Here is a 12,587-nt window from a genome sequence, read left to right on the forward strand (position 1 = left end):
AGGGAATGATGGATAACGGGCGATGAGGCCCGGGATGCGAACGAGAGAGCCGTCTGAGCGGTATATGGAGATATAAGCCCGCCGACAGCTATCGCCAAGCGCCGTTCCCTGTGTAATGGTGTACTCCGCACAACGGCTGCCGGGCCGAGAGTGGTCCGGTACGAGACAGCCGGATGCACGTCCCGAAGACTCATCCGGTGATGGAGGAAGCGTGCCGAGAGCCCCATGGCGCCGGCGTCGTACGACTGACAGTCCGCGCCCCGCAGGGCGTCGCTGGGCGGGCCGGCTCCGCCGCAGCGGCGCGTTCGCCCGGCAGGTTCTGCTGGTCCGGGTGGGCCGGCGTGACGGCGAGCTGACCACAGGCACCGAAACCGCTCTGGTCGAGCCCCGCTACCGCAGCCGTCGTCGCCGCTACGGGCTGGACCGGTTCAGCCGGGCACAGGTCGAGTCGGTCATGCCGGTCAGCCCGGCGCTGCCGCCGATCAGCCCGGCGCTGCCACCGGTGACCGCGCCCGACGACACGGCGGCCGGGTCGATCCCGCTGCTCCCCGGCGAGCGCACCGTCACCCGCCGGGTGAAGTTCGCATTGGTCAACGCGTGCACGCTGAGCAGCCTGACCCTCGGCATGCTCGCCATCTTCCTGGCCATGCAGGGCGAGGTGCGCATCGCCGCGCTCTCCCTCATCGCCTGCGTCGCGTTCGACGGTCTCGACGGGGCGCTGGCCCGCAAACTCGGCGTGGCCAGCCCGTTCGGCGCGCAGATGGACTCGCTGGCCGACATGTGCTCGTTCGGCCTCGCCGCGCCGGTGGTCGTCTATGCTTCGCTCGCCGGCTCCGTGTCGACCGCCGCCGCGGCCGTCGCGTGCGCGCTCGTCGCGGCCTGCGCCGCGATCCGGCTCGCCCGGTTCAACGTCAGCCCCAAGGACGGCCGATTCTTCTGCGGCGTGCCCACCACCATGGCCGCGGCCGTGCTCGCGGTGACCGTGGCCATCGGGTTGCCCGTACCCGGTCCGGTCCTCCTGGCCGGGGTGGCGTTGCTGGCCTTCGCGATGGTGTCCAGCTTCCCGTACGCCAAGCTCGCCCGGCTGGTGAAGCTGCCGCCGTGGCTGTGGCTCGCCCCGGTGATCGGCGCGCTGGTCGACATCCGGCTCACCTTCGCCCTGATCGTGGTGGGCTACCTGGTCAGCGGGCCGGTGCTCTGGCTGCGCCAGCGGCGAGCCGCCTGACCGGGCGCAAGCGCCGCCACACCCCGTACCGGAAAAGAGAGAGGCGCCGCGATCCGCGGCGCCTCTTCTCGTCGTTCGGCTCAGAGCCAGCGGGCGATCACCGTCGTGCCACCGACCACCTTGTCGCCGGGGCCGACGAGCGGCTCCGCCGCATCGGCCGGCAGGTAGACGTCGGTACGCGAGCCGAACCGGATCAGCCCGAAGCGCTCGCCCTTGGCCAGCAGCGACCCGATGGGCACCCGCTGCACGATCCGACGGGCGATCAGGCCGGTGCGCTGCGCCACCACCACCGTGCCGTGCACCGTGTCCAGCACCGTGTACGCGGCCACGTTGTGCTCGGCGTCCGGCTTCATGGCGTTGACGAACCCGCCGTCGGCCACGAAGTAGTCGACCACCTTGCCGGCCACCGGAGCACGGTTGACGTGCACGTCGAGCACCGACAGGAAGACCGCGACGCGCAGCCACTCGCCGTCGCCGAAGCGCTCGTCGTGCAGGCGCTGCACCGACAGCACCTGGCCGTCCGCGGCGGCCACCACCGCCGCCGGGTCCTCGGGCACGTCCCGCTCCGGGTCGCGGAAGAACGCGGCGACCGGTGCGGCGGCGAGGGCCGGCAACAGCCAGAGCTTCGACTTCGGCCGGGTCAGCCGGGCCAGCGCGGCCAGACCGAGGCTGATTCCGGCCGCCGCGACCCCGTTGGAATCGATGTGCATGGTCCGGGTCAGCGGCACGCTCGACGGCCGGTGCGCGGCGGCGAGCCGATCCGCCGTGGCCGGGCTCGCCGGGCTGAACCGGAGCCGGTGCAGACGTACCGGCGGCGAGTTGCGCAGCACCAGGTCGACGCCGACGCCGTGCAGGGCGCTCTGCCGCTCGAGCTCCGCCGCCGCGCCCAGGGTCCGGCCCGGCCCGGCGGCGGTCGCCACGCTGAGCACCGCCCCGGCGTTGAGGTACTTGGTGAGGGTCTCGATCGTGGTCCGGGTCTCGTCGGCGGTGCCGAGCAGCGGCTCGGCCGCGATCACCACCTCGGCGGGGTCGGCCTCGGTGAGGGAGTCGACCACCCGGACCCGGTCGGCGACCCACCGACCCTGGGCGGTGACGTGTTCGCGCAGGGCGGCGGTGGACCCTCCCTCGGCGGCCACCACGGTGAGCCGGTCACCGGGCAGCAACGCCTCGATCGCCGCGGCCAGCACCGCGGACTGCGGGTTCACGCCGACCAGCAGCGCGGCCTTCGAGTCGTTGAGCCGGGCGAGCTCGGTGACGAGGGTACGGGCGGCTCGCTCGCCGATGCGGACCGGACCGGGCCGGCCGGGGGTACGCACGGCGGGGGACTGGGTCATGTCGGACGGGCTCCTGACGGGGTAGACACGGCAAGCGCGGGACGGGCCGCCGCGGCGGGGTGGGATCGACCCACGAAGGCGGAAACTCCATCGGCCAGCATAGGCGTCCCCGCGTGCCGATCGCACCGCCGCCGAGGGGCCGGGTCGAGCACCCTCCCCGCCGGGCCGAGGGTCTGTTTCACAAGGCTCGCCCGAACCTTATGAAACAGACCCCAGGTCAACGCCGCGGGTCGTCCCCGTCGTCGGGGCGAGTCGACCCGGGAGCGCCCACGCCCTCCGGGCCACCGCCCGACCGCTGCTCGGCCGGCCCGCCGACGACAGTCCCGGTCGGCCGCTCGTCGACGCCGTCCCCCCGGTCGGGACCGGCAGCCGTCTGATCGATGGTGGTCGTGCTGACCTCCGCCCGGTCGAGGGCAATCGTGGCCGGGTCCGCCGGTCGCCCGTCGTCGTCCGGCCGGATCTCGGCCGTGCGGTCCACCTGCCAGGCCGGATGGATCGCGCCGGTGGCCGGCTGGTCCGGCTCCCAGCCGGGGAGGATCCCGCCGGAGACGGGCTGGTCCGGGTGCCATCCGGGGTTCACTCCGGTGGCCGGAAGGTCGGCCCGCGGCTCCCCGGCGGCCGGCGCGCTCGCCCGCTCGGCCGCGGTCACGTCCGGGGCCGGTTGGGCGTCGGCCGGGGCCACCTCCCGGTCGGCGTGCCGGCCCGAGCGGAGCGCGCCCACCAGACCGAAGACCCCGATCAGGATCAGCCCGCCGGCGAGGAACCAGCCGACCGGGGGTAGGGCGAGCCCGAGGATCTTGCCGGAGAGCCACCAGGCGGCGAGCGCCAGGAAGAGCAGCCCGAAGGCGAAGGAGACGAGATCGGTACGGTGCGCCTTCATCGGGTCACCACCAGGCTTCCGGCATTGATGTGGACGAAGAGGCGCAGGGTGCCGCCGCCGGCGCCGTCCGCGCCGAGGTCGCTGAACTCCCGGGATCCGCCGGCTGCCCCGGCTTGGTGTTGCCCGAAGACTGTCGCGTCGCCGGCGTTGACGTCGGTCACCGTGGTCACGTCGACGTTCTGCGGCACCACGACCGTGCCCTGTCCGAAGTTCACCGAGACGGTGATCTCGGCGTTGTGCCCGGCGAAGTCGACCGAACGCAGGTCCAGCACCGCGTCACCGAAGCTGTTCTCGTAGCGCGTGGCGAGGTCCTGGTAGCTCGACGGAGCCCAGGTCACCGCGCCGTCGACGCCCCGGAACCGGTCGTACGACTCGGCCACCGTCGCCACGGCGAGCGCGGCGGCGGTCACCAGACCGAGCGCGATCAGCCAGCGGGCCCGGCCGAACCAGGTGCCGACCAGCAGCCCGACCCCGATGGTGGCCAGCGCCGCGGCGAAGTATGCCGACGCGCCGACGTCGAAGACGTTGAGCAGGTCGAGGATGACGACCAGGCCGAGCGCCAGGAAGATCAGGGAGAAGGTCACCGCGCCGAGCGCCGAGCGCTCCTTCGGGCGCTTCGGTGGCTTCGGCGGTTTCGGTGGCTTCGCCGGCGGAGCGGCACCCGGGGACTGGGTCGCGTACGGGCCGTGCGGGGCGAACGGCGGACGGTAGCCGGTCGGCGGCATCGGAGCGGTGGGGGTGTGCCCGCCGCCCGGCTGGCCCCCGCCGAAGGGGTCGGACGCGGGCCCGGTCGGCGCCGGCCAGCCGGGTGCCCCCGGGGCCCCCCACTGGGGTGCGGTCGGCTGGGCCGGCGGCCAGCTGGGCAGCTCGGCGGTGCGGTCGGCGGGCTGCCCGGAGACCGGTGCGCCGGCCTGGGGCTGGGGAGCGCTCCCCCCGTGCGGAGCGATCACCTCCCGGGCCTCCGGCCCCGGCGAGGGCTGGGGCTGCGGGCCGACCCCGGGCGCGGGCGCGCCGGGCATGGCGCTCAGGTCGGCGGTGGGTGGTGCGGCGTACTGGGTCGGCGCGGGGTAGCTGACCGGGGGCACCGGGCCGGGCGGCGCGGGTGGTGGCCCGGCCGGGGCGGGCTGGGAGCGTCGGTGCCCGCGGTTCAACAGCAGCGCCCCACCGATCAGGATGGCCGCGCCGAGCAGCACCGCGCGGAAGGCGTCGGTGACGATGTAGCCGAAGCCGACGGCCGCGACGATGCCGAGCACGATCACGGTGACCGGCGACATGCTGGACCGGCCGCGGCCGAGCATCGACTCGATCGGTGACGCGGTGTCGCCCTCGCCGGGGATGATCAGCCACGCGGCGATGTAGACCAGGATGCCGACCCCGCCGAAGAAGCCGAGCACCGCGAGGAGCACCCGCCAGAGCACCGGGTCGGTGTTGGTGGCGCGCCCGATGGCGGCGCAGACACCGGCCAGGTAGCGCCCGTCGCGCGGGCGGACCAGCCCGTACCGCGTGGTGAATCCGAACGCGCCGGGCGGGGGGCCACCGGCCGCGCCACCCGGGCCGCCCGGCGGTGGCGGCGGGGTACCCCCGCCCCCGCCCCCGCCCCCGCCGCCGGCGAACCCGAAGGCCGGACCGGGGTCGCCGCCTCCTGACCCGAAGGCCGGACCGGTGCCGCCGCCACCGAATCCGGAGGCCGGCCCGGTGCCGCCGCCACCGAATCCGGAGGCCGGCCCGGTGCCGCCGCCACCGAATCCGGAGGCCGGCCCGGTGCCGCCGCCACCGAATCCGGAGGCCGGCCCGGTGCCGCCGCCTCCGGGCCCGAAGGCCGGACCGGTGCCGCCCGGGCCGAAGCCCGGGGTGGGGCCGGCGCCGGCCGTCTCCGGACCCGGTCCGTACCAGGCCGGTCCCGACCCGGCGTCCGTCGGTCCGGGCGCGGGGCCCGCGCCGGGCGGCGGGCCGTCCGGTGCGGGTCCCGTCCAGCCGGGGGAGGCGGGCGGAGGCGTCGCTCCGCCCGGCGGTGCCACCCCTGCGCGGGGCGACTGGGCAGCTTCCTCGGTCATGCTTCCGATCCTGCTGCTTCACCCGCCCGAGTGACCTCAGGAGCCGACCCTGACGGCACCCTGAGATCCCGGGGCGGGAATGTCGGGGGCGTCCCCGTGGTCGAGACCCGTCGCAGCGTGTGACGATCGAGCGGTACCACCGTCAGGTGCCGGCCGCACCGCCACGGCCCGGCGCCGTCGCCGCGACGAGGGAGCCTCCGATCAGCAGCGTCAGCCCGCCACCGCGCCTCTACCGCGCCCCGGAGCACCGGATGGCCGCCGGGGTGGCCGCCGGTATCGCCGAACATCTCGGCATCTCGGTGCTGCGGGTACGGGTGGCCTTCATGGTCCTGCTCGGGCTGAGCGGGCTCGGCCTGCTGCTCTACGCGGCCTTCTGGGCGGTGGTGCCGCTGCGACCCGGTGACACCGGCGTGCCGCCGCGTCGTGACGTGGCGCAGCTGTTGCCGTTCGTGGCGATCGGGCTCGGTGTCCTGCTGGTCCAGGTGATGGTCTTCGACTCGATCGGCGCGGCCGGCACCGCCGGCTGGCTGGTGGCGATCATCGCGGTGGGCGCGGGGGTGATCTGGCACCAGTCGGCGCCCGAGCGGCGTCGGCGGTGGGGCGAGTCCCTGCCGGTGCCGTGGCTCGGCGCCGTGGTCGAGGAGAGCGACCGGCGGGCGTTCGTGCTCCGCTTCATCGGTGGCGGGGTGCTGGTCGCGGTCGGCATCATCGGGGTCGCCGCCGTCTACTCCCCGGCCCAGAACCTCGACGCGGTGATCAACGGCGTCATCTTCGCGCTGGTCGGCCTCGCCGGGGTGGGCGTGGTCGCCGCGCCGGTGCTGTGGCGGACGTACAACCAGCTCCGCTCGGAGCGGGAGGGACGCATCCGCGAGCAGGAGCGGGCCGAGCTCGCCGCGATGGTGCACGACCAGGTGCTGCACACCCTGGCCCTGATCCAGCGCAACGCCGGCGACGTGAAGACGGTGCAGCGGCTGGCCCGGGGTCAGGAGCGGTCGCTGCGCAACTGGCTCTACAAGCCGACCGCGTCACCGACCGAGCGGTTCGCGGCCGCGTTGGAGCAGGCCGCCGCCGAGGTCGAGGACACCTTCGCGATCAACGTCGAGGCGGTGGTGGTCGGCGACCGGGAGACCGACGAGCGGGTCGGCGCGCTGGTCGCCGCCGCCCGCGAGGCGCTGGTGAACGCCGCCCGGCACGCCGGGGTGCAGACCGTCTCGCTCTATGCCGAGGTGGAGCCCGAACAGGTCAGCGTCTTCGTCCGGGACCGGGGGAAGGGATTCGACCCGGATACGGTGGAGGACCACCGGCACGGGGTACGTGGTTCGATCGTCGGACGGATGAGTCGGCACGGCGGGCGGGCCGAGATCCGGTCCGCGCCGGGGGAGGGCACCGAGATCCGGTTGATCCTGCCGATCTCCCGGGACTCGTCCACAGCGGAAAGGGACAGATGACGATGGCCGAGCAGCCGATGGAACCGGTCGACGGGGCGGGTGTCCGCGCCGAACGGCTGCGGGTGTTCCTCGTGGACGACCACGCCATGTTCCGCGCGGGCGTACGAGCCGAACTCGGCGCCCACGTCGAGGTGGTGGGTGAGGCGAGCACGGTGGCCGAGGCGGTCAACCGGATCGCCGCGACCGTGCCGGACGTGGTCCTGTTGGACGTGCACATGCCCGACGGGGGCGGGCGCGCGGTGCTGGAGGCGATGCGGCGTACCCACCCGCAGGTCAAGTTCCTGGCGCTGAGCGTCTCGGACGCCGCCGAGGACGTCATCGGCCTGATCCGGGCCGGGGCGCGGGGTTACGTCACCAAGACCATCTCCCCGGACGAGCTGACCGCGGCGATCCGCCGGGTGGCCGACGGGGACGCCGTGTTCAGCCCCCGGCTGGCCGGTTTCGTGCTCGACGCCTTCGCGGCCCGGCCGGACGCCCCGGTCGCCGACCCCGAGCTGGACCAGCTCACCAACCGGGAGCGTGAGGTGCTCCGGCTCCTCGCCCGGGGGTACGCGTACAAGGAGATCGCCAAGGAGCTGTTCATCTCGATCAAGACGGTCGAGACGCACGTCTCCAATGTGCTGCGCAAGCTGCAGATGTCCAACCGGTACGAGCTGTCCCGCTGGGCGGCGGACCGCCGGCTGGTCTGAGCGGCGGCTCTTCCTCACTCGGTACGCAGCACGGTGTACGCCTCGACGAGGCGACCGGGTGGCAGGCCCGCGTTGTCCGCGGCGGTGGTGAGCCGGTCCCGGATCCAGCTCTCCACCTCGAAGTGTCCGGTCTGCGAGCGGTGGGCGCGCATCGCCGCCAGCTTGCGGTCGAACCGGTCGGTGATGTCGACCGCGTGGTCCGGGGCGGGGCCGCCCGCGTACCAGACCTCCCGGACGACCCACGGCTCCAGCCCCTCGGCGATCAGCTCCGGATGGGCGAACCGGTTGCGCGCGTCGGGGTAGACGGCACAGGTGGTGGCCTCGCCGACGGCCAGGTGGTCGGGGTGACTCGGCCCGGTGAGCTGCTCCCAGCGCCGCAGCGGGGCGTGGGTCAACACCCGGTCGGGCCGGAACCGGCGGATCGCCGCGGTGATGTCGCGACGTAGCGCCAGGGTGGGGGCGAGCGCGCCGTCCGGGTAGCCGTCGAGGTGCTCGACCTGTTCGACACCGAGCGCCGCGGCGGCGGCCCGCTGCTCCGCTTCCCGCAGCCGGGGTATCTCGGCGCGTTCGGTGTCGTCGAAGCCGCCCGACTCCCCCCGGGTGACGATGAGGTAGGCGACCTCGATACCCTCATCCCTCCAGACGGCGATCGTGCCCGCGCAGGCGAAGTCGACATCATCCGGATGGGCAAAAACCGCCAGCGCGCGACGGACGTCGGCGAGTGCCGGAGCGGACGCGGGAAAGCTCACAGAGGCCGAGACTACGCGCGCAACGGGCGTGTCGGTGGGACAAGGTCTTACCTGCTCAGAGCGGCATGAGCTGCGTTTTTCATGATCTTTTCTCAAGTATCGGCAACGTGGCGGCCAACTAACGTCTTGATAACGGCACCTTCACGGAACCGGCCGGTTGGTGTCACAGTGGCAGCACCTCGCCTCCCGGTGTGAGGCACCCCGCACGACCTGACCCCCACGCCCACCGCTGAGGACCGCGGCGCCGTGGGGGCGACGCGTGCCCGGTGTCGATCCCGAGCGGGTGGGGCGGCCCGGCGGATCGGTGCACCAGGGGGTGTCCCGAATTCCCAGTGGTGTTCGGCGGTCTGCGGTAACAGGTCGCCGTTGCGTCACCCCCCAAGACGTGCGTGATACCCACGACGGAACCAGGTTAGAAAGAGGAGGCCCCTCGGAATGAGAGTCTCGAAGCGGACGAGCGGCGCGGTTGCGCTGGGCGCAGCGGTCGCGCTCATCGCGTCCGGCTGCTCCGGCAGCGACGACGGCGGCGACGCCGGCAACACCGCAGACGGCGCCATCGTCATCGACGGCACCCAGCCGGAGGTTCCCCTGGTTCCGGCGAACACCACCGAGACCGGTGGTGGCGCGATCATCGACTACCTGTGGACCGGGCTGGTCGAGTACCCGAACAACGGCGGCGCGCCGCAGAACGCCGTTGCCGAGTCGATCGAGACGACCGACTCCAAGGTCTACACGATCAAGATCAAGAAGGGCCTGAAGTTCCACGACGGCTCCGAGGTGAAGGCAGCGAACTTCACCAAGGCCTGGAACTGGGCGGCCTACTCGCCGAACGGCGCGCAGAACTCCAGCTTCTTCGCCGACATCCAGGGCTTCGCCGACGTGCAGTCGGAGGACCCGGACGCCGACGGCCCGCAGAAGGCGCCGCCGCCGAAGGCCAAGGAGCTGACCGGCCTGAAGGTCGTCGACGACTACACCTTCGAGGTCACCCTCGCCGCGCCGACCGCGGTGTTCCCCACCAAGCTCGGCTACAGCGCCTTCGTGCCGCTGCCGGACGTGTTCTTCACCCAGACGCCGGAGGAGTTCGGCAAGAAGCCGGTCGGCAACGGCCCGGTGAAGTTCGTGTCGTGGGAAGACGACGTCTCGATCAAGCTGACGCGCTTCGACGACTACACGCTGCGCGACAAGATGAAGATCAAGGACGTCGACGTCAAGCTCTACCAGGAGGACACGGCGGCGTACAACGACCTCCTCGCTGGCAACCTCGACTTCCAGCAGCAGGTCCCGGTCTCGGCGCTCGCCGGTGACAAGTGGAAGAACGACCTGGGCGAGCGGGCGATCCAGTCGACCACGCCGTCCACGGGCATCATCGCCTTCCCGATGTACGACGCCAAGTTCAAGGACCCGAAGCTGCGTAAGGCCATCTCGCTGGCCGTCAACCGGCAGGAGATCACCGACAAGATCTTCTTCGGCAACCGCACCCCGGCCGACAGCTGGGCCAACCCGCTCACCCCGGGCGCCGTGGCCGGCAACTGCACCGCCTGCCAGTTCAACGCCGACGAGGCCAAGCGGCTCTTCGCGGAGTCCAGCGGCTACCAGGGCGAGATGGTCTTCTACTACAACGCCGACGCCAGCCACAAGGACTGGATGGAGGCCGTTGCGCAGAGCGTGAAGAACGTGCTGGGCATCAACGCCCGGGCCGAGGGCATCCCGACCTTCGCGGTCTTCCGCCAGCAGATCAACGCCCACAAGATGACCGGCCCGTACCGTGCCGGTTGGCAGCAGGACTACCCGGACGTGGAGAACTGGGTCAACCCGCTCTACGTCAAGGGTGGCTCGTCGAACGACGGCCTGTACAGCAACCCGCAGGTCGACACCCTGGCCAAGGAGGCCAGCGGCGCCGCCAACCTCGACGAGGCGCACGCCAAGTTCGCCGAGGCTGTCAAGATCATCGACGCCGATGTCCCGTCGATCCCGGTCTACTTCCAGGGTCAGCAGTCGGGCCACTCGGACAAGATCAAGAAGGTCGAACTGACCAACGTCGGCGAGATCGACATCACCTCCGTCGAGCTCTGATCCGTACGGTCTGACCCAGGTCGGGCTCACCACACCAGGTGAGCCCGACCTGGGGCCGTTCCACGAGGGGTGCACAAGACCCCTCGACGTCACCAGCGTGTCGCTCGCCGACGCGCCCCCTGTCTGGAGGACCACCCCATGGGCCGTTATCTGTTGAGACGGCTGCTCCAACTCGTCCCGGTCTTCATCGGAACGACCTTCCTGATCTACTGGCTGGTCTGGGCCGTACCCGGCGACCCGTTCGCCGGCAAGTGCGGCGAACGGCCGTGCCCGCCGGGATTCGTCGCGATGATGACCGAGAAGTTCCAGCTGGACCAGCCTCTCTACGTGCAGTACGCCACGTACATGAAGAACCTTTTCCAGGGGGACTTCGGCACGACCTTCGGCAACCGCTCGATCAACGAGATCATCGCCACGGCCTACCCGAACACGCTGAAGCTGGCGGTCGTGGCCCTGGCGATCGAGGCGATCATCGGCCTCACCGCCGGTGTCGTGACCGGGCTGCGTCGTAACGGCTTCCTGGACAACCTGGTCCTGATCTCCACGCTCTTCCTGATCGCCCTGCCGATCTTCGTCATCGGCTTCGTGCTCCAGTGGGTGCTCGGTGTTCAGCTGAACATCGTCGAGCCCACCGTGTCGAGCGAAATGCGACTCTCCGAGCTGATAGTGCCCGGCTTCGTACTGGGCAGCATCTCGATGGCGTACATCGCCCGGGTGGCCCGTACCAGCATCTCGGAGAACCGTCGCTCCGACTACGTCCGTACCGCGATCGCCAAGGGCCTGCCGATGCGGCGGGTCGTCGGTGTGCACCTGCTGCGCAACTCGCTGATCCCGGTGGTAACCCTGCTCGGCACCGACCTCGGTGCCCTGATGGGCGGCGCCATCGTCACCGAGGGCATCTTCCAGATCAACGGCATCGGCCGGATCGTCTACCGGTCGATCGTCACCAAGGAGAGCGCCACCGTGGTCTCCATCGTGGTGATCCTGGTGCTCGTCTATCTCCTGATGAACCTGCTGGTGGACCTGCTCTACGCCGCCCTGGACCCGAGGATCCGCTATGAGTGAGCGAAGCGAACGAAACATCAACGCCGTGTCCCGGGCCGCTCAGGGCGGCACCGAGCGGAGCGAGGTGGCGGCATGAGTGACCCGACCGCTGCTGCGATCGTCGGCGCGCCGCCATCGCACCAGCCCACCGAGATCGGCGGCCCGACCGACGCCGGGCAGCCCGCGCACGCCAAGCAGGAGAAGCCCCGCGGCCTGCTCGGCGACGCCTGGCGCGACCTGCGGCGCAAGCCGCTCTTCTGGATCTCCGCGGTCTTCATCCTGATCTTCGTCGTGATGGCCGCCTTCCCCTCGCTCTTCACCTCGGCCGACCCGACCGCCGGTGAGCTGAGCCGCAGCCTCGAGAAGCCGTCCGGGCACGCCTGGTTCGGCTACGACATCCAGGGTCGCGACGTCTACGCCCGGACCATCTACGGCGCCAACGCCTCCATCGTGGTGGCGCTGCTCTCGGTCCTCGGCACGCTGCTGATCGGCGGCACCATGGGCATGATCGCCGGCTTCCGTGGCGGCTGGGTGGACGCCCTGCTCTCCCGGATCGCCGACGTCTTCTTCGGCCTGCCGTTCGTGCTCGGCGCGATCGTCATCCTGACCACCTTCAACGGCTCCGGCACCAGCAACAGCGAGTGGGAGGTCAAGGGCCTCGTCATCGCCTCGCTGGTCGTGCTGAGCTGGCCGGTCGTGATGCGGCTGATGCGCTCCTCGGTGCTCGCCACCAAGGAGGCCGACTACATCGTGGCGGCCCGGGCGCTCGGCGCCGGCAACGGCCGGATCATCCTCAAGCACCTGCTGCCGAACACCCTGGCGCCGATCCTGGTGTACGGCACGATCATGGTGGGCTCCTTCATCGGCGCCGAGGCGACGCTCTCCTTCCTGGGCGTCGGGCTGAAGTCGCCGGTGGTCTCCTGGGGCATCATCATCAACGAGGCGCAGGACCTGATCCGGGTCGCCCCGTACCTGCTCTTCTTCCCCGCCGCGTTCCTCGTCGCGGCCGTGCTGAGCTTCGTGATGCTCGGTGAGGCCGTCCGCGAGGCCCTCGATCCGAAACTCCGCTAGGGGAGATTCAGTTGTCCGAC

9 protein-coding genes and 1 pseudogene are annotated in these 12,587 nt (G+C 71.6%); 6 read left to right on the forward strand and 4 right to left on the reverse strand.

The annotated features are described in order from the left end of the window. Positions 1 to 319: 319 nt before the first annotated feature. Complete coding sequence (locus tag D7044_RS11120) at positions 320 to 1,225, forward strand: CDP-alcohol phosphatidyltransferase family protein (RefSeq protein ID WP_233563230.1); 906 nt, start codon at positions 320 to 322, stop codon at positions 1,223 to 1,225. 80 nt (positions 1,226 to 1,305) lie between these two features. Here D7044_RS11120 and D7044_RS11125 read toward each other — a convergent pair whose 3' ends face one another. The 3 genes and pseudogenes from D7044_RS11125 to D7044_RS11135 all read right to left on the reverse strand — a co-directional run bounded on the left by D7044_RS11125 (position 1,306) and on the right by D7044_RS11135 (position 5,493). Further along, complete coding sequence (locus tag D7044_RS11125; RefSeq protein WP_120688806.1) at positions 1,306 to 2,559, reverse strand: phosphatidylserine decarboxylase; 1,254 nt, start codon at positions 2,557 to 2,559, stop codon at positions 1,306 to 1,308. 664 nt (positions 2,560 to 3,223) lie between these two features. Then, positions 3,224 to 3,439, reverse strand: a pseudogene (locus tag D7044_RS11130) (hypothetical protein); the annotation flags it as partial. Next, the gene (locus D7044_RS11135; RefSeq protein ID WP_199716575.1) at positions 3,436 to 5,493 is read right to left on the reverse strand and encodes a PspC domain-containing protein; all 2,058 of its coding nucleotides are present in this window, start codon (positions 5,491 to 5,493) and stop codon (positions 3,436 to 3,438) included. The pseudogene D7044_RS11130 and the gene D7044_RS11135, both read right to left, overlap by 4 nt. Before the next feature lie 200 nt (positions 5,494 to 5,693). Between D7044_RS11135 and D7044_RS11145 the strand changes: the two genes are divergently transcribed. Both D7044_RS11145 and D7044_RS11150 read left to right on the forward strand, forming a co-directional pair. Then, entirely contained in the window at positions 5,694 to 6,941 is a 1,248-nt protein-coding gene (locus D7044_RS11145; RefSeq protein WP_255510747.1) for an ATP-binding protein, read from the forward strand. A 2-nt stretch (positions 6,942 to 6,943) separates the two neighbouring features. Next, positions 6,944 to 7,630, forward strand: coding sequence for a response regulator (locus tag D7044_RS11150; protein ID WP_120679050.1), 687 nt, complete (start codon positions 6,944 to 6,946; stop codon positions 7,628 to 7,630). A gap of 14 nt (positions 7,631 to 7,644) precedes the next feature. On the opposite strand, the gene D7044_RS11155 is transcribed toward D7044_RS11150, so the two are convergent. Beyond that, positions 7,645 to 8,379: a PIG-L deacetylase family protein gene (locus D7044_RS11155; RefSeq protein WP_199716576.1), complete on the reverse strand. Its 735-nt coding sequence runs from the start codon at positions 8,377 to 8,379 to the stop codon at positions 7,645 to 7,647. Between the two features lie 435 nt (positions 8,380 to 8,814). Between D7044_RS11155 and D7044_RS11160 the strand changes: the two genes are divergently transcribed. From D7044_RS11160 to D7044_RS11170, 3 genes are all read left to right on the forward strand, one after another. Next, a complete protein-coding gene (locus D7044_RS11160) occupies positions 8,815 to 10,452 on the forward strand; it encodes a peptide ABC transporter substrate-binding protein (RefSeq protein WP_120679052.1) in 1,638 nt (545 codons plus the stop codon). Between the two features lie 138 nt (positions 10,453 to 10,590). Continuing rightward, positions 10,591 to 11,517, forward strand: coding sequence for an ABC transporter permease (locus D7044_RS11165; protein WP_120679054.1), 927 nt, complete (start codon positions 10,591 to 10,593; stop codon positions 11,515 to 11,517). A 72-nt stretch (positions 11,518 to 11,589) separates the two neighbouring features. After that, positions 11,590 to 12,567 (forward strand): ABC transporter permease, encoded by a 978-nt coding sequence (locus tag D7044_RS11170; RefSeq protein ID WP_120679056.1) that lies wholly within the window; start codon positions 11,590 to 11,592, stop codon positions 12,565 to 12,567. Positions 12,568 to 12,587: the final 20 nt, after the last annotated feature.

This window comes from Micromonospora musae (assembly GCF_003626635.1).
Taxonomy (GTDB): domain Bacteria; phylum Actinomycetota; class Actinomycetes; order Mycobacteriales; family Micromonosporaceae; genus Micromonospora; species Micromonospora musae.